This window comes from Candidatus Pelagibacter sp. Uisw_090 (genome assembly GCF_047717845.1).
Lineage (GTDB): Bacteria > Pseudomonadota > Alphaproteobacteria > Pelagibacterales > Pelagibacteraceae > Pelagibacter.
Genome location: NZ_CP159810.1, coordinates 1,187,567 through 1,204,243 on the forward strand (window position 1 = coordinate 1,187,567; position 16,677 = coordinate 1,204,243).

Annotated in this window: 17 protein-coding genes; 1 reads left to right on the plus strand and 16 read right to left on the minus strand. The window is 29.7% G+C overall.

Annotated features, from left to right (window positions below):
* The 12 genes from ABXT58_RS06520 to ABXT58_RS06575 all read right to left on the minus strand — a co-directional run bounded on the left by ABXT58_RS06520 (position 1) and on the right by ABXT58_RS06575 (position 13,596).
* Positions 1-1,518 (minus strand): secretin N-terminal domain-containing protein, encoded by a 1,518-nt coding sequence (locus ABXT58_RS06520; protein ID WP_415303854.1) that lies wholly within the window; start codon positions 1,516-1,518, stop codon positions 1-3.
* A gap of 3 nt (positions 1,519-1,521) precedes the next feature.
* Positions 1,522-1,908 carry a hypothetical protein gene (locus ABXT58_RS06525; RefSeq protein ID WP_415303855.1) on the minus strand — a complete coding sequence of 129 codons (387 nt, stop codon included), beginning with the start codon at positions 1,906-1,908 and terminating at the stop codon, positions 1,522-1,524.
* A gap of 22 nt (positions 1,909-1,930) precedes the next feature.
* A complete protein-coding gene (locus tag ABXT58_RS06530) occupies positions 1,931-2,626 on the minus strand; it encodes a pilus assembly protein PilO (protein ID WP_415303856.1) in 696 nt (231 codons plus the stop codon).
* A 63-nt stretch (positions 2,627-2,689) separates the two neighbouring features.
* On the minus strand, positions 2,690-4,696 hold the full coding sequence (gene pilM, locus ABXT58_RS06535) for a pilus assembly protein PilM (protein ID WP_415303857.1): 2,007 nt from the start codon (positions 4,694-4,696) through the stop codon (positions 2,690-2,692).
* Between the two features lie 482 nt (positions 4,697-5,178).
* Positions 5,179-8,958 (minus strand): PilC/PilY family type IV pilus protein, encoded by a 3,780-nt coding sequence (locus ABXT58_RS06540; RefSeq protein WP_415303858.1) that lies wholly within the window; start codon positions 8,956-8,958, stop codon positions 5,179-5,181.
* A complete protein-coding gene (locus tag ABXT58_RS06545; protein WP_415303859.1) occupies positions 8,955-9,482 on the minus strand; it encodes a hypothetical protein in 528 nt (175 codons plus the stop codon). Before ABXT58_RS06545 ends, ABXT58_RS06540 begins: the two co-directional genes overlap by 4 nt.
* On the minus strand, positions 9,482-10,048 hold the full coding sequence (locus ABXT58_RS06550) for a hypothetical protein (RefSeq protein WP_415303860.1): 567 nt from the start codon (positions 10,046-10,048) through the stop codon (positions 9,482-9,484). The genes ABXT58_RS06545 and ABXT58_RS06550 overlap by 1 nt, the downstream gene beginning before the upstream one ends.
* Positions 10,045-10,917: a PilW family protein gene (locus ABXT58_RS06555; RefSeq protein ID WP_415303861.1), complete on the minus strand. Its 873-nt coding sequence runs from the start codon at positions 10,915-10,917 to the stop codon at positions 10,045-10,047. Before ABXT58_RS06555 ends, ABXT58_RS06550 begins: the two co-directional genes overlap by 4 nt.
* Complete coding sequence (locus ABXT58_RS06560) at positions 10,914-11,372, minus strand: type IV pilus modification PilV family protein (protein WP_415303862.1); 459 nt, start codon at positions 11,370-11,372, stop codon at positions 10,914-10,916. Before ABXT58_RS06560 ends, ABXT58_RS06555 begins: the two co-directional genes overlap by 4 nt.
* Complete coding sequence (locus tag ABXT58_RS06565) at positions 11,365-12,036, minus strand: Tfp pilus assembly protein FimT/FimU (protein WP_415303863.1); 672 nt, start codon at positions 12,034-12,036, stop codon at positions 11,365-11,367. Before ABXT58_RS06565 ends, ABXT58_RS06560 begins: the two co-directional genes overlap by 8 nt.
* A complete protein-coding gene (locus ABXT58_RS06570; protein WP_415303864.1) occupies positions 12,036-12,605 on the minus strand; it encodes a pilin in 570 nt (189 codons plus the stop codon). Before ABXT58_RS06570 ends, ABXT58_RS06565 begins: the two co-directional genes overlap by 1 nt.
* On the minus strand, positions 12,586-13,596 hold the full coding sequence (locus tag ABXT58_RS06575; RefSeq protein WP_415303865.1) for a type IV pilus twitching motility protein PilT: 1,011 nt from the start codon (positions 13,594-13,596) through the stop codon (positions 12,586-12,588). The genes ABXT58_RS06570 and ABXT58_RS06575 overlap by 20 nt, the downstream gene beginning before the upstream one ends.
* Before the next feature lie 191 nt (positions 13,597-13,787).
* Here ABXT58_RS06575 and ABXT58_RS06580 point away from each other — a divergent pair, with 191 nt between their 5' ends.
* Positions 13,788-14,159 carry a hypothetical protein gene (locus tag ABXT58_RS06580; RefSeq protein ID WP_415303866.1) on the plus strand — a complete coding sequence of 124 codons (372 nt, stop codon included), beginning with the start codon at positions 13,788-13,790 and terminating at the stop codon, positions 14,157-14,159.
* A 2-nt stretch (positions 14,160-14,161) separates the two neighbouring features.
* Here the strand turns inward: ABXT58_RS06580 and ABXT58_RS06585 are convergent, their stop codons facing one another.
* Genes ABXT58_RS06585 through ABXT58_RS06600 form a run of 4 tightly spaced genes read right to left on the minus strand, consistent with a single transcriptional unit; the run spans position 14,162 to position 16,675 of the window.
* Positions 14,162-14,917 (minus strand): prepilin peptidase, encoded by a 756-nt coding sequence (locus ABXT58_RS06585; RefSeq protein WP_415303867.1) that lies wholly within the window; start codon positions 14,915-14,917, stop codon positions 14,162-14,164.
* A gap of 20 nt (positions 14,918-14,937) precedes the next feature.
* Complete coding sequence (locus tag ABXT58_RS06590) at positions 14,938-15,102, minus strand: hypothetical protein (protein WP_415303868.1); 165 nt, start codon at positions 15,100-15,102, stop codon at positions 14,938-14,940.
* A 46-nt stretch (positions 15,103-15,148) separates the two neighbouring features.
* Positions 15,149-15,922 carry a hypothetical protein gene (locus ABXT58_RS06595; RefSeq protein ID WP_415303869.1) on the minus strand — a complete coding sequence of 258 codons (774 nt, stop codon included), beginning with the start codon at positions 15,920-15,922 and terminating at the stop codon, positions 15,149-15,151.
* Positions 15,923-15,928: 6 nt separating this feature from the next.
* Positions 15,929-16,675 carry a cytidylyltransferase domain-containing protein gene (locus ABXT58_RS06600; RefSeq protein WP_415303870.1) on the minus strand — a complete coding sequence of 249 codons (747 nt, stop codon included), beginning with the start codon at positions 16,673-16,675 and terminating at the stop codon, positions 15,929-15,931.
* Positions 16,676-16,677 lie beyond the last annotated feature (2 nt).

Consider the following 16,677-nt stretch of genomic DNA (forward strand, 5'->3'; position numbering starts at 1 on the left):
TTAATCAATTACCCTTGGGGCAATAAAGATTAGTAATTCTACTAGCTCGTCACTTTTAGTTTTATCTTTAGTTGCATTTCCAATTATTCTCAATTCACCAGCTCCTACTGTGCTCTTTTTAACATTGCTGATTGTGTTTTTTTTAATTCCACCAATCACAACAATATCTCCATCACTTACTAAAAGTTTTGTGACAATTGAATTGGTTTTAATTCCCGGTTCATCTGAACCTGCAACTTCTACGGGAGAGTCATTATTCACTTTTATATCCAATAACACATTTCCATCTCCTATTATGCTTGGTGTAACTGTCAATGATAGTGCGGCTTCTTTAAATGCAGTAGTAGTTGTTCCATCTGCTGTCGTTTGATAGGCAATCTGAGTTCCTTGCGTGATAGTTGCTTCCTGATTATTTAAGGTAAATACACTTGGCTGAGAAAGGGTTTTACTTAAACCCAGCGACTCTAATGCTTCAATTTGAACTTTAAGTGATCGTACTGCAATACCTGTAATTACACCCAAACCACCTGTGCCCATAGTAGTTGCACTTCCTGTTGCTGCTTTTAAGGCTACATTTGAAACTGCAGCACTTGCAACTGACGGAATGAAAGGTGCTTTGTCTTCTTTTGTCATTGCGTTAAGTTTAGCCCCTAATTCCTCTGCAAAAGTTGATGATGCATCAACAATGAATGCCTCAATTAAAACTTGTTTAGTTTTTACGTCTATTTCCCTTATAACTGCATCAATAGTATCTAGATCAGGCTCATGACCTCTAACAATTATTGATCTAGTGGTATCCTCAACTGTAATTGAAAGATTGGACATCGTGTTTGCTCCTTCTGCACTTTGTGTTGCAAATAAAGCTTCTAGTGTCGTCTTTGCTTGTGTCGGGCTAATATAATATAATCTAAATATCTCAGCTAAAATTGGCTCAACTGATTCTTCTAGTGCTATTTTTTTCTTTAACACCTCTGCTCTAGCAGATTTTGCCATTTCTTGTGCTGCTAATTTTTCAGGAGTGTGAACTCTAATTATGCCATTCACAACATCAATATCAGCAACTAAAGTTTTCATATCTAATAAAGTTTGAAAAGCAATATCCCAACCCACATTATGAATTTTAGCATTTACTGTGCCATTTACTTCATCACCTACTAAAATATTTATATCTGCAATATCTGCCATTAATGACATTACATATTTAAAATCTAAACCTTGAAAATTAATATTAATCACTTGTTTAAGGTGGGTATACTCATCAGAAATATTGACATAGTTTTTAACGTTTTCAGTTGTTATTGTTTTACGCTTATCCTCTCTTGGTAAAACTGTGTCATACGGCTTAGGTCCATCAATAACTTTCTTGTCCATATCTGCACGGCCATCAACAATAATTTTAGCTGTATCAATTAAAGGCTTATCGCCATGAATTAACTTTGGTTTTTTTCCTGGTGTTGCACAAGACTGTAATAAAACAATAAATAATAATGATAATAAAATTTTTAAATATTTTTTCATTTCTTATCCTTCACTCGGTTTGATTATATTGTTCATATAAACTTCAAATTTATTGTTTTGTTCATCTTGAACAATTACTACTTCGCTAAAAATTTCTATTAGAGTGGTAGTGCTCGTGATTGCTTGATTTTCTTCGTACTTATACGCACCACCATCTGCTGATGAAAAAATTGCTATTTTTTTACTTTCACCAATAATTATACCAACTAATCTCATATTATTTAGCAAACCATTATTTGCTCTTATCGAATCATCTGTTTCAAAAACTTGATTTATCGAACCTAACCCTCCTGCAAAAGGGTCTATTGCTGGTAATTCCTCATCATCTATAGTGATTACATCTTCTGCTTTTAAATTTATAAGCTGAAATTGACACAGTAATAATGTCATTAGAAAAATTAATAATCTTTTATTATTTATATTCACTTGGTAACCCCACTATTGAAATTGTTCCTTTTGATAAAATTTGTCCTTGCACTTCTGCAATTGTACTAATTTCTTCTTTGTCAAAATTAATAACTTTTTGTGATTTTGATAATGCTCTTCTAAATTTAAGATAACTTAAAAAATTTCCTTGGATTTCATAATCAACTGGAATTGTGTAATACAATTCCTTTTGCCCTTCTGGATTATCATTAGTTGTTGTGTTTTGACCTGAACTATTTTTGTTCGTTTGTCCTGTGTTTTGAGCTTGTGGGTCTCCAGCAACCGCTTTGGGCACACCTTTTTTTAAATTTGTGATTGATAAACCATTGATTAATGCAAATTTACTAATGTTTTGATAAAGATCTTCAACCTCTTTTTTACTATGAAATAATTTACTATTTTTTTCATATTCAGGTTCTAAATTTTTGACTGTACTTTTTAGTCTTATAATATTGTTTTTAAATTCTTCTATTTTAATTTTATTTTCATTCATAATATTAATTTGTTCTACTTGTGCCTGAACAATTGGAGAGACAAAAATATAATAGCTAATTAAAAAAATCAGTATTGCAACAAATCCTCCAGCAAATTTTATTAATATTTTTTTATCTGAAAAACCACCGCTCTTCATTTTTTGAATTATATTTTTTAAATCTATGTTTTTTAAATTTGCTAGATCCATTAAATTATTTTTAATTTACAATTTATTGTAAATCCTTTTTTGTTATTATTTCCAGAATTTCCATCACCTGTTTGATTTTTCATGGCAGCTTAGAGAGGCTTGTTCAATTAATGACTTGGAATTTAAATTAGAAATAAAATTTAAAATATCCTGATCAGAGAAAGCTAACCCTTCTATAATTAAACTATCATTGCCATCAAAAATCATTTTTGTAAATTGAACTCTTTGTGGAACACTTCTCGTTACCTGTGCCAGTGATCTATAAGACCGTGCTTGGTTCGAATTAACTAATTTTCCAAGATCTAAGGATTGTTGCATTTTTCTTCTTTCTTTAGCTAATAGAGAGAAGTCTTTATTTAATTTTTTAAATTCTATTTGTACTTGATTAAATTCTAATAATTTTTCTTTGTTATTGTTAATTTGAAAAAATGAAAAAACTGTTAAGATTAAATAAATACCTACAATGGCACCAATGGCTCCCTTAAGTGCAAAACCTGATAAAAATTTTAATTTATTTTGCTGACGCACAGCATCCCTATTAGGTAGTAAGTTTATATTTTTAACAGCTGTTACAAATTTGTAATAACCAAATACATCTAATTTTCTATAAGCTAAGCCAAGCACTGAAGCTAGAGGTGATTTGTTATCATTATTTATTTTTTCATTGTTATAAGAGGGTATTCCTACATTTTGTAAAGGATCAAAGTTTATAAACCCAGTGGTTGGTAAATTTTTCTTGAACACTGGTAATAACAGAGAAATATTTTTTAAACTTGAAACTACCTGAATGGATGTAATTTTATTTTCATATTTATTTTCATAGTCAGTAATTGCTTGCTTAACCTGCATTGCATACCTTCTAATAACAGCATCAGCATCCGTGGGTATATTCTCACTAATCACTTCTAATAATTGCTGTTTTTCTTGTGGTCTTAAAAAAATATCTGTGATTACTGGAATATTATTATGAATAATCATAATATAATTTTCATCTATACCCAGTTCTAATATTGCTGAATTTCCTTTATCAGTAATTGATTTATATTTTGTGTTGTCATGTGCATTTTTTAAAGTAAAACAACGAACGTCCATAATAACAGGGTTGAGGCCAGCTTTTTTTACAATAGAAGAATAAGCATTTACATCAGCCAACTTTGAGGCAACAAATAAAATTTCCATTGTATTATTTTTAGAGTTTCTGTTTATAATTTGATGAAAAATTGAATAATCATTTAGATTATCAGTCAGCTGGACTAAATTATCCCATAGTGAATCTGTCTCAATTGCTTTTTGCAACTCTTCATCAGTCATCAATGGACTAGTAACCACTCTAATAATTGCACTCGTAACTGGAATTGATAGAGCAACATTTTTTGTAGTAATTTTTGCATTAGCAATAGCTAATTCAATTTCATCAGACAGATAATCTTTATGTTCTAATAAATTTTCGCTTATTTTTTCTTGATCTAATGATCGGTAAGAAAACTTATCCAATATCCAATTCTTGTCTTTATCTTGTAAAACTTGTGCAACTCTAACAGCATCTCTTGTCATGTCTAGACCTGCTATTTCCTCCCCTTCAATACTTAATTTTTTAACTTTTGATTGAAAAAAATTTTTAAAAACTAATTTAAATTTATTTTCTTTATTTTTGTGAGAAGATTCATTTACTATTGATGTTTCATCTTTTGATTTAGAAAATTTTATATTTTTTAACTTATCTAACATGCTTAGTTTCAAACCTTCTTTAGGTTTTTCTTCAACAGTTTCTTTTTCAGTTGATATTGTTTCTTTTGGTTGCTCTAAATTAATTTCTGAAGTATTTTCTGGTTGAACCACAGTCTGTTCACTATTATTTTCTTCAACTTTACCTTCTAATTGTAATTCATCAAACCATTTCTCTAAAATAGGAATTGCTTCTTCTAAATTTGTTGTTCCAGATGAACTTACTTTTTGTTTTCCATTAATAAATGTTCTTCCAACATAATTATGTGACTTTAATTCACCTTTATATTTATCTTGGCGTACATAAATATGCAATCTTCTATTTTTTTTATGAATTGTTTCCATGAAATTTAATTTTTACAAATTTTCACTCAATTAATGAAAACTCTAACACAAAACACCCCTTCTAAAACTACCGAAGAACAACACCTATTAATTTGAAAAATAAAAACTACCAAAAAACAATTACATTTTTTCTAACAACTATTTAAAAATTACTATTTAATATTGGTACCAATATTTATTTTATTATTTTTAATTAATTAAGCCTTCAATTATTGTGTTAGACAGATTATTTTTGTGTTAGAGGAAAGTTTTATTGTGTTAGAAAATATGATTCCAAAATTTTTGAAAAACTGTTCTATGTCCTGCTTAATTTCTAATAATATTTTTGTGTTAGAGTAAATTGGGTTTGTGTGAGACTTAATTATTTTTGTGTTATAATTTTATTATTTTTACTAATTTATAAAAATCATTGTAAAATATAGCTTTTTATAAAATAAGCATATTTTGTGTTAGTCTAGTAAAATTTATTTGGTTTTTTAAATTTAGTAATTTTCTTTCCAACTCTCTAGCTGAACTGCTCCAGATGCTGCTTTAGCTTCTGATTTTATAGTAATTAAGCTATCTTTTGATGAAAGACTATTATTAGCCTCGCCTGATATAGCAATATAAAGATTATCTCCACTTACAACCACTTCTCCTGCAACTCCTTTACCAAGGTTAACTGGAAAATTTGTCATAACACCTCCACACTTAGAGTCATAAGCATGTAAGAATGCTGTTCCTGTTGTACAGGGTGTTGATGAGCTGGATGGCTCATATATTGAGAAATATATCCTATCTTTATCAACTGTAGGCTTTGCTGTCACTTTTTTAGCCTTGTCTAAGTCTACATACCAACCCATTTGAGATGAGTTGGGACAACCTGAAATAGAACAATTACTGTATGTGCCTGTTGAACTTATATTTTTATAATTTGGAAAATCTTTATCTTTAATTCCAAAAACTCTATTCTTAACTAGGCTTGATTGACTTTGAAGTTTTTGTGTATCACCAGTACCAAAATATAACCATAGGTTGTTATCACTATTAATCGTCGCCTCTAAGTTGTTGTAGATATATCTTCCATTATCTGTATTTGCCTGAGCATCAAAAACTGTTGTTGTTGATATATTTTTATTAATCATCTTATCGCTATTTAGAATAAAACTTTCAGTCAGGTTAATTTTTGAAACTTTTCCCTCAAGATCACCCGCATAAATTAATGCCCCATCATAATTTGCTTTTGAAGTACCATCAGCTGTAATTACAGTTAAATCTGATGGTAGAGAGTTAACAATATCCTTTTTATTTACCCTGGTGACTAAGAAAGTATTATTTGTGCCGGGTGTCTCATGTTCTAAAATTATTTTGATATTAGATGCAGTACTTCCACTGATATCTTGAGTAATACCAAAACCCATACCCCCTGCACCTGATACAATTAATTTTTCAACATCATAGTTATAAGAACTTAAACCATACTTACTCATTTGAATTTCTTTAACTCCTTTACCAACACCAAATGAATATGCATGATATGCGATTTGTTTATCTTGAATATCAATCTTTTTAAGTAACCTACCTTCATTTTCAAGATCCATAATAAAAATAGCTGAACCATACTCTGGTGCAACACCACTATTGTAACCTCCACCAAATACCGCAACCCATCTATCTGCACCATCAACTTTTATTCTTATAATTCTAGGTGTAGACCAACTTGCACCTAGTTTCCTATAATCAAACTGAGGTGGAGGACTAGTGTTCCCTGAATAAAAATATGTATTTAAATTTTCATCTGAATTCCAATGACTAATTTTTTTATTATATGGATCATTGTCAATTGCAAATAAATGCTTAGGATTATTAATATCTGTTATGTCTAATGCAAAATAACCATTACCGCCAGCACCCAACCCTGAAATAAGAATTGTTCTCCATCTAGGATCGTTAGTGTTATTGTTTGGAGTATCATCAAAGAATATATCCTTAACTACTGGAGATCCATCTATGCCATAAATGGGATTAGTAGCATTAGCTTTGGTTGTCACGATAGTAGATAGTTTACCTATTATGTTTGGTGGTATATAGCCCCACAATTCATTACCATCATTTGAATTAAATGCATGAAGTATTCCGCTATTTGCACCAGCAATAACCACTTCTGTTCTTCCGCTACACGATACTCCACAATCATTACTTCCTTTGAAAGAATTATACTGTTTTTGCTGTCTATAATAAGCATCAGTCTTTGAAAAATTTAAATTTCCAGTATTAACTGTTGGTGCATCTGGCTTACCAACAACAATCAAATCTGAATGATAAATATCTGCTAGTTTAGAGCTCCTTACTTCTGTGGTGTTGTTATCTTTATCATAATCATAAGTGTCAAAACCCCTAATAAAATTAATCAAATTATCTGTTTCAGTGTCTGTTGGACTTGCTTTAAGTGGAAATAACTTTTGCTTTAAAATGTTTCTATTTGATGTTGTAAAATTGTTAGTATTTTTTATTCCAATATCTGCTGTCCATATTTTTCTAGAATTAGGGCTTGTGCTATTTAATCTTTTAGCAGCATCCCATTTTTCTGCTCCAAAGGATCCATCAGTGTTAAGATTGTATTTTTTTAAACTACCTTCCCACTCTTTATTTTTTGCATATTTGAAAGTTGATTGATAAATAAATCCTCCTTTATTTAGCTCTGGCATCACAGCTGGTGTTGTAAAGGTTAATGAGTTAGATATGGCTTGTTGCACTGCATCTCTTATCGCAGTAAGAAGTGCCCCTGACGTTGATGCATATAAAGCTGTGGTCGTTCCTCCATTAACAGCTAAACTGTCATAATTACTTCTATTTCCTGTACCAATACCCAAGCCAACTGAAAAAGTTTTTACATTTAATCTGTCACTCATATCACGTACTACCCCCATCGCACTACTATGACTATTCCACTGTCCATCACTTATTAAAATATTAAAATTTAATTGACATGTTGCTCCTGGAATGATGGGAGATGGATATCGAGTACCCCCTTGAGTTAAATTGCCATTCCAATAATCTCTAGCATAATTCATTGCTTGCAAAAGATAAGTTCCTCCACCAGGAACTACTCCGTCTACATCTGTGTATATTGTGCTTGCACCATTTGAACTTATGGGAACTCTTAGTTTTAAATATCTGCTCCAATAAAAACCCCACTCCATTAATCCAAAATTGGCTCCACTTTTAAGCTCAGGGTCTGATACTATTTTTTTAATTGCATCCTTAGCAATTGACATTCTAGATACAGCAGCACCTATCCTTGAATAGGAAGTTAAGTCATTATTGAATTCATATATGTCATTGTTTTGCTGATCAGCACTATAAACTTTATTATCTGATGAAATACCTAAGCCCCATGGCCATCTAAAAGGGCCACTGTAATTAAGAGAGCCATATTTGGCAACATAAGATCCTGACGAATTAAATTTTTGTAACCTGCGGTTACTACTGTCATTTACAAATATGTTACCATTAGAATCAAAAGCAGCATCAACTGGATATCTGGTATCTCCATTTCCTGTTCCATAATTTCCTGTCCCTACTGTTTGACAAGAGCCTAAGCTAGTTCCTGATATGGTGTGTAGACAAACTTTACTTCGATAATTTGATACAGTAACTAATTTTGATCCATCAGAGTTTACATCTAAGCCTGACATCGAGTAGTAGGTTGGATAATTGGAGTGATAATTAACTTGATTTAATGAGCTTCTATCTAGAATTCTAATATAACTTTGATAGTATTGAGTAAAACCTCCTATAAATATATGGTTGTTAGATACTGCTATACTCCATGCACTCCAATTGCCTCCTCCTGTAGTTTTTTGCTTAATACAGCTTCCTGAGTCTGATAAAACCTTAACACTCGCATTGGAATAATCTAAAACATAAATAACGTTATTAAAGATATCTAAACTGGTAGGATAAATAGAAGAGCATGTTCCAATGACTTTTACATACGTTCCATTTGAGTCAAAAACTTTTATTGTCTTACTGCTAACCTGCAGAGCATAAATATTACCATTACTATCTACCGCAACATCTGAAGGTTGAGAAACATATTTTGTCCAGCTAGAAATATAATTTCCATTAATATCCCATCCCATACTACCAGAGTTATCCAGCATAATTAGAATATTTGCAGGTACATTACTTGATCCAGTGCCTGGTGGAGGTGATTTTGAGTATGAATTATTACATACAAAAAATATTAAAAACACAAATATGTAAAATTTTCTAATCATTTCTCTTCCTCAATTATTGCTTCTTTATTTGCAGCATCTTCATGTTTTTTATCTACAATTTCAAAAAGTTCTAAAAAATTACCTATATTTTCGTTAATACCTCTTAAATTTGCATATAAATGATAAACTTCATTTTTTTCGATTGCATATTGTTCTGGTTCATTTGCATCAATAATTTTTTGATTTTTTACAAAACCAGATTTGTAAAAACTATTTGCAAGCTTAAATAAGGATCTGTTTTGAACAATTTGATTTTGAAAAATAATTCGTACAACTTTTTCATCTATAAAAAATAAGGATATTATTGTTCCTTTTATTCCTTTATCTTGACATACAAATTCAATAGGGATTGTAATTGATTTTATACCTTTGACAGGTTCTCCAAGAATAAATGCTATTTTTTCTTTTTCAAAATTACTTATGTTTTTACCCAGTTTAAATTTACTTAAGTCACAGTTTAATGCCAATGCGTTTACTTGCGCTAAGAGAAGAATTCCAAATAAATAAGTTATAAATTTATTCATTAGTTTATTAACGTTACCACGGCTTCTAGAGGAACTATAACATTACCTTTTGCATTACATTTATCCTTAGATTCATTGCAACCACATGAGTAAATCGTGTACAGCGTGTTATTTGTCCCTGATTTCTTCTTAGCTGATGAATTGTTTCCATTAACGTCTGGGCTGTAAGCTATAAAATACTCAAAACTAAACTTACTTAACCTTGTGGCCTCAGCACCCGATGCAGTGATCACTTCATTCATTGATTTTCTACCTAAGATAATTCCAGTTGAATTTCTTAAATTAGGAAAAAATGATGCTTTACAAAATCTCAAATCTCCATCTAAATTTGTTTGAGCAGACCCTGTTATTATACTGGTATTATCTACTATATATTTTCTAGCAATCGCTATTCCACTTTCAGCAGCATAGAAAGCTTGTTGATTAGAATCTTTTTCAGTATTGGCTTTGTGTTCATTAGATGTAATGGTAACTAATGTTAAACCCATAATAGTCATAACTACTAAGAGTAATAATGCCAATGGAAGAGCAAATCCTTTTTCATTATTTTTAAATTTATTTTTCATTTGTTATAAGTTGATGATTGACTAATACTGGTTCCTGTTTGTTCTGTGATTGCTACGTGCTTTGCTAAATTTCTAGTATGAACACTTGCAAAAAAAGTTTCACGATAATATTTGTCATCAAAGTTTTGTGTATTTCCAAAAGTACTATCTTCATGATTAATAATTTTAGTTGCTTGATTAGAATTAAAAACTTCTTTAGCTGATTGAATTGTTAAATAAATTTCAGCCGTATAAACCTTAGGCATATTTAATGTTCCTTTATTGGGTTTATTATTTGATGGTGTTTTAGCTCCCTGGCTAACTGAAAGTCTATTGCAGTAACTGCTACATACTGGATAAACTTCTTTTCCTTCTCTATCTTTAAACACAACTTGAAAATCTACAATGTTTGGTACAAACTCAATATTTTCATAAATAACTTTTCTTCCTCCTCCTGTTGGATTTTCAATTAATGTTTTGGCTAAATACATGCCATTGCCATACTTATTGCACCAGGCAACTGTAAACTGACATTTAGCATAATTTTTTGGTGAATAAATTGTTCTTATCCAAGAATTTGGGCTAGTTCCCTGATAAACAATAAGCTGATCTAAATTACCTAACTCTTTCTGATTAAATTCAATTAAATACCATTCAGGATGTGATTCTTTTGTAAAATCTACATGCATATAACCTGTGTTTCTTAAATCTTTTGTAATAATTGATAAAGCTTCTCTGGCAGAACTATTAATCGCAGCTTTTTGTGAAACTGACTTATATGATTTATTAAAATAATTATACGATGAAAATGCTGCTGCAATACTAATTACACCAATGACAATTGATACTAAAACTTCAGCTAAAGTAAATCCAGAGTTTTTAGTTTTCATTTAACTACCACTCCTAAATATTTTTTTCTTTTACCTTTGCCTGTTAAAAAATTAACTCTTCCTGTTGTATTTGTTCCAGATTTTATAAAGGTTTTTTTAGTATCAGTAGTATCACAGGGTAATTTCTTATCTTTGTTGTTTATTCTAATATGATTTTTTTCTTTGAGTTTATTTCTCCATTTATCTTTCATTTTATCATAAAGATTTGAGCCTCCTGTGGTAGAATAAGTGCACGTTTCATTGAAGCTTCCATACTTAGCAGCATTTTCTGGATCACCGATCATATCTTCCATCACCATTTCAGATAAATAATTGAGTTTATTTTTCTCAGTAGCTCGATCCATTGAATTAATAGAAAAAGCTGAAAGCTGCATAATTGCAATAAAACCAATACCAATTATTACTATGCAAACTAACGACTTTATTAATGAAACACCTCTATTAGATTTAACCATCTATTTTTACCCAATTTTTTCCTTTAGTTTTTCGCCATATTTTAATTTCTTGAGAATTATTTATAGTAATTTGATACATGCTGTCTAAATTAGCACTAGGGTTGCAAGTTCTCTGAGTTGAAATACTTCTTGGACATAAAATAAATGTATCAAGGTCTTTACCAGTACCTGGATCTTTATAAGTAATATTTGATCCTGAATACTTAATGGTACTATCTTTTGTAATACAAATTACTGTTGCAGGAGGATTGTATGGATAAACCCATACGCTACTATCATTATTTGATCTTCCAAAAGATATTTTTTCTTTACTGCTATTTCTAACTAGATTTGGCTGTGAACTTCCACTGCCACATTGTTTATTTACTTTGTAAGAATTATTGGAAGATTGTACATTTTTATATGTTTCCATAAATTTCTCTGTACTCATTGTATAAACTTCCACAATACTAAATAATTGCAATTGAACCATGCCATATTTTCCACCTGAGACTTCGGACTTCATTTCTTTAATAAAAGTTTCAAGTTCAGTAATTTCTTTCTTTATATTTCGATCTTCTATCCAGTTTGAAATATTGGGATAAGCAAAAGCACTAAATACACCTATAACTGCCAGAACAACTAGTAGTTCTATAATCGTGAAGCCTTTTTTAAATTTTTTCATCAGTTAAATGGATAAGTAATATAATTTAATAATAATGTTTTTTCGTCCATCAAATAAGTTTGAATTTTTAATCTTCTTTTTCCACCAGAATGGTCATCAGAAATATAAGTTTTACCCACCCAGTATGCTGGATAAAATCTTGCATCCTTAAATGGTGTGCCTTGATAAACAGCACCAGCATCATTTGGTATACTTCTACCATTTTGTGTCCAAGGCTTGTACCAGCTATAACCTGTAATTACCGGATCTCTTAGCCCCAAACCTAAAAAGTGACCCTGGAGACTGGAAAAAGCAGAGCTACATCGCATTTTTTTAATTTGAAAAGTATTAGATGTTTTTCTCTCATATCTATCAATTTCTGCATTTCTTCCACCTAAAAGATAGCATTGAGCAATATCAGATTTAATTATATCTAGAACTTTGCCATGATTAGATTTTATAACAGAATTTTTTGCAGCTTTAGTATACCCATTATAAGCAACTACTCCTACTGCAGCTAGTATTCCAATGATTGCAACAGCTACTAAAAGTTCTATTAAAGTAAAACCCTTAACTATTTTTTTCGGCACTTGAAATAACTCCTCTGCCAACTAAATCTTCAATTGATTTGTCCATGGTCATCATACCTTCTCGTTGGCCTGTTTGCATAACACTTGGAATTTGATGAATTTTTGCTTCACGAATTAAATTTTTAATAGGTGCATTACAAACCATAACCTCAAACGCACCTACTCGTCCCGTTCCATCTTTTTTCTTAAATAATTTTTGAGTGACAACCATGTTTAACGATTCTGATAGTTGTGCTCTAATTTGACCTTGTTGTTCTGGAGGAAAAACATCAATAATTCTATTTACAGTATTAGGTGCTCCACTTGTATGCAAGGTTCCGAAAACTAAGTGACCTGTTTCAGCTGCCGTTAAAGCCATACCAATAGTTTCAAGATCCCTTAATTCACCTACAAGAATGACATCGGGATCTTCTCTTAACGCAGCTTTTAAGGCATGAGTAAAACTTTCGGTTTGTTTGCCAACTTCTCTTTGGGAAACAATACTTTTTTTATCTTTATGAATAAATTCTACAGGATCCTCAATAGTTATAATGTTTGATGGTCTGGACTCGTTTATTTGATTAATAATTGCAGCTAATGTTGTTGATTTTCCTGAACCCGTTGGTCCTGTAACTAACACCAAACCTTTATGAGCATCTAGTAAACTAAATAATATTTGTGGAAGATTTAGATCTTCCATTAATGGAATTTTTGTCTCAACTCTTCTTAATACCGCCGCAAGTCCATTTAAAGTTTTATAAAAATTAGCTCTAAATCTTAAATCTCCTAAAATAACTGCAGTATCTAATTCATTTTTAGTTTCAAATTTTTTAATTTCTTCTTCTTCACAATTATTTTTTAAAAGATCTGTTAAGTCTTTATCGGTAATTTTACTATCAGGTACAATTACAATGTCTCCCATAAGTCTATAGGATATGTCCGAACCTCCTCTTAGATGAAAATCAGATATATTTTTATTTTCTTTTGCTAAAGTATCAACCTTATCTATCATTATCTAATGATAGCCATTTAGATTGAACAAAAAAACTGTTGAAATTTGGTATGTTATTTTGTTAACAGTATTATAAGGTAGAAATTATCTTATGTATAAAAATGATGAACAGTATAAAACAGAATGGTGCAAAAATTACATGCACAATTTAGTATGTTATTTTACTACCAATATTATACGGTATAAATTACATGATAGATGATAACATTCAATATAAAACAGAGCAATATCTTAAAGAGTTTTATGAACTTAGTAATACAACAGATATAAAAGGTTTCTACTATGATACCAGATTACACTCTGTCATTGTTTTAGAAATTGCCCTAGCAAGTTTTAATAAAGATCATCTTGTAAGTTTTGAATATCTCTGTGAAAACATTCCAAAGAAATTGGGTAAAAGAACAACCATACAAACTATTTTACAAGAAGGCGTAAGAAAAAAATATTTTATAAAACAAGTAAGTGAAAAAGATAAAAGAATAAAATTTTATACTCTAGAAAAAGATTCTCTTGCAGTTATTGAAAAATGGTGGGTTGACCGAAAAGAATTTTCCATTGCATGATTTTAAATTTTCAAAACTAAATTATATAAAAACTCTCCATATAAAAAATATATTACGCTACCTAAAATAATGTGTGGCCCAAAAGGTATTTGGGATTTAAGGTTTATTTTTTTATTAACCAAAGAAGGTGCGACATAAAGTAATCCTAGTATTGAAGCGGCAAAAAGAACGAAGGGTATTGCTTTCCACCCAAATAATAAACCTATACCTGCCATTAACTTAGCATCGCCTAAGCCCATGCCATCAATTTTTTTTATTATTCTATAAATATAAATAATAATCCAAATAGAAAGATAACCGATCATTCCGCCAATAATTGATTCATTAATATCATAAATAAAACTTGCGTTAATGTTAGGTAAAAAGTTTTTAGATATTGCTAAAAACATTAGAGTAAAACTTAAGCTATCTGGAATAATAAAATGCTCTAAATCAATAAAAAAAATAGTTATGTATAATAGAAATAATAAGCTCAAAAAGACAATTGAAGTATAATTGCTATAATTTAAAAAAATTAATACAAAACCAGCCCCACAAATACCCTCTACTATAAAATATTTTAATGAAATATTTTTATAACACTTTCTGCATTTGCCACTTAATAATAAATAAGAAATTAATGGTATATTATCAAACCATTGTATTTTTTTTTTACATTTAGGACAAAAGGATCGTCCAGTTATTGTCTGTTTATTTCTTGGCAATCGAAAAATACAAACATTGGTAAAACTTCCCAAACAAATGCCAATAAAAAACACTAAAGATAAATTTAAAAAAATCAAAATTTTTTGTTAGAGGGAAGTTCTATTTCATCCCAAACTACTCCTGTAATTTTAGATTTACCAAAAGGAACCATCACATAATCACCAACTTTTAAATTAATATCACTCTCATAAGTAAAAGGATGATTGAATATGTTTGGCAAAAGAATAGGTACTTTCATATTAGAATGATAAGGGAATAATATAGTATTGTAATGACATTTTTAATTAAATTATATATTTTGAATATTTCTTAAGTTTAATTTTTCTTTTTTTTAATGATACTAAAATTTTTTTAAATACAGTTTTAATATATTTAACATCAAAACTAATTTTTTTATTTGAATGGTATTTTAAAGAAGAATAATGTTTTTTTTTTACTGACCCAATATCAAATCCCACAAGATTAATACTTTTTGGACTCATTTTCATTATGACTATTAAAACAAAAAGCACAGATGTGCCACCTGGTAAGGTCACAATATTTTTTTTTAATATCTTTTCAGGATCTATAATTGAGGAATTTAAAATTTTTGGTCCAAACATTGGTATCGTTATTTTAAAAAATGATAAAAAATTAAATTTTTTCAAAAAAATACATGATTGGGAATGGAAATAGATTATTTCATGATTTGATCTAATAAGATCAATAATACCTCTATATTTTGAAGATGTAACTAGGCACCTAAAATTATCTGGAAGTTTAGGTACAAAATCATGAATTTTACTAACATCTGATGTTGACCAAAAAATAATATTATTTTTTGGTATTTTTTTTAATATTTCAATTGAAGCATTAATTAAAATAAAAGTTGAGTTTTTAATTTTTTTAAAGTTAAATTCATCTAAAGATGGACCTGTAGCAATTATAAAAATATTTTTATTCGAAATATTTTTTTTTACAATTTCATATTGTGTCTTGTAGGTGAATCTTGAATAAAATTTAGAAAAAATGAAATAGATAGGCTCAAGTAAATTATGACCTAAATTACTTAATTTCATTAAATTTTAACAATCATATTTTTTTCTATATGAATTAAAAATTTCATCATTCACTAACAAATTTTCTATATATTCAATTTCCGATGTAACATCTAGACTAATAGCTGAAGTTTCAATAGTTGCCGTGATGCATTTAAAACCATTTTCAAGTAATCTTAAATGCTCGTGACCTTCAACATTTTCATAAAAATAATCCAGTGATTTATATTTTTTAAGAGTATTTTTTTTAAATGTACAAATATGGTGACCTTTCAACATTGTCAAATTTTGCATTTTTGCATCATATGGAATGTCTTGTCTTGATATGTACATAACTGTAGAATCTTTTCTAATAACATATTTAAAATCTGATTTAGAATTAACTTTTTTATATGGTGTTAGTAAGACAGACCAATCTGAATTTGATGATTTAATTGTGGATATACTTAAGTCTATTTCTTCTGGTTTTATCAGTGGTTCATCTCCATTAATTTGCACATATAAATCATAGTCGTAATTTTCAATTACTTCGCAAATTCTTTCCGTGGCATTCATATGGTCTTCTGATGTAAGACAACATGAAAAACCTCTTGCCTCAACAATTCTTGATATTTCCTCAGAATCTGTTGCAATTATAAGCTTATCTAATAATTTTGCTCCTTTTGATCTTTCAGCCACGTGAAGCACCATCTCTATACCACATAGTTTTAATAATGCTTTCTTGAATATACGGGTCGAATTTAATCTTACTGGAATAATACCTAATGTTTTCATAA

Coding starts and splice junctions, on each gene's coding strand:
- ABXT58_RS06520 (WP_415303854.1), bottom strand. CDS start 1,518: ATGAAAAAATATTTAAAAATTTTATTATCATTATTATTTATTGTTTTA.
- ABXT58_RS06525 (WP_415303855.1), bottom strand. CDS start 1,908: ATGACATTATTACTGTGTCAATTTCAGCTTATAAATTTAAAAGCAGAA.
- ABXT58_RS06530 (WP_415303856.1), bottom strand. CDS start 2,626: ATGGATCTAGCAAATTTAAAAAACATAGATTTAAAAAATATAATTCAA.
- pilM (WP_415303857.1), bottom strand. CDS start 4,696: ATGGAAACAATTCATAAAAAAAATAGAAGATTGCATATTTATGTACGC.
- ABXT58_RS06540 (WP_415303858.1), bottom strand. CDS start 8,958: ATGATTAGAAAATTTTACATATTTGTGTTTTTAATATTTTTTGTATGT.
- ABXT58_RS06545 (WP_415303859.1), bottom strand. CDS start 9,482: ATGAATAAATTTATAACTTATTTATTTGGAATTCTTCTCTTAGCGCAA.
- ABXT58_RS06550 (WP_415303860.1), bottom strand. CDS start 10,048: ATGAAAAATAAATTTAAAAATAATGAAAAAGGATTTGCTCTTCCATTG.
- ABXT58_RS06555 (WP_415303861.1), bottom strand. CDS start 10,917: ATGAAAACTAAAAACTCTGGATTTACTTTAGCTGAAGTTTTAGTATCA.
- ABXT58_RS06560 (WP_415303862.1), bottom strand. CDS start 11,372: ATGGTTAAATCTAATAGAGGTGTTTCATTAATAAAGTCGTTAGTTTGC.
- ABXT58_RS06565 (WP_415303863.1), bottom strand. CDS start 12,036: ATGAAAAAATTTAAAAAAGGCTTCACGATTATAGAACTACTAGTTGTT.
- ABXT58_RS06575 (WP_415303865.1), bottom strand. CDS start 13,596: ATGATAGATAAGGTTGATACTTTAGCAAAAGAAAATAAAAATATATCT.
- ABXT58_RS06580 (WP_415303866.1), top strand. CDS start 13,788: ATGATAGATGATAACATTCAATATAAAACAGAGCAATATCTTAAAGAG.
- ABXT58_RS06590 (WP_415303868.1), bottom strand. CDS start 15,102: ATGAAAGTACCTATTCTTTTGCCAAACATATTCAATCATCCTTTTACT.
- ABXT58_RS06595 (WP_415303869.1), bottom strand. CDS start 15,922: ATGAAATTAAGTAATTTAGGTCATAATTTACTTGAGCCTATCTATTTC.
- ABXT58_RS06600 (WP_415303870.1), bottom strand. CDS start 16,675: ATGAAAACATTAGGTATTATTCCAGTAAGATTAAATTCGACCCGTATA.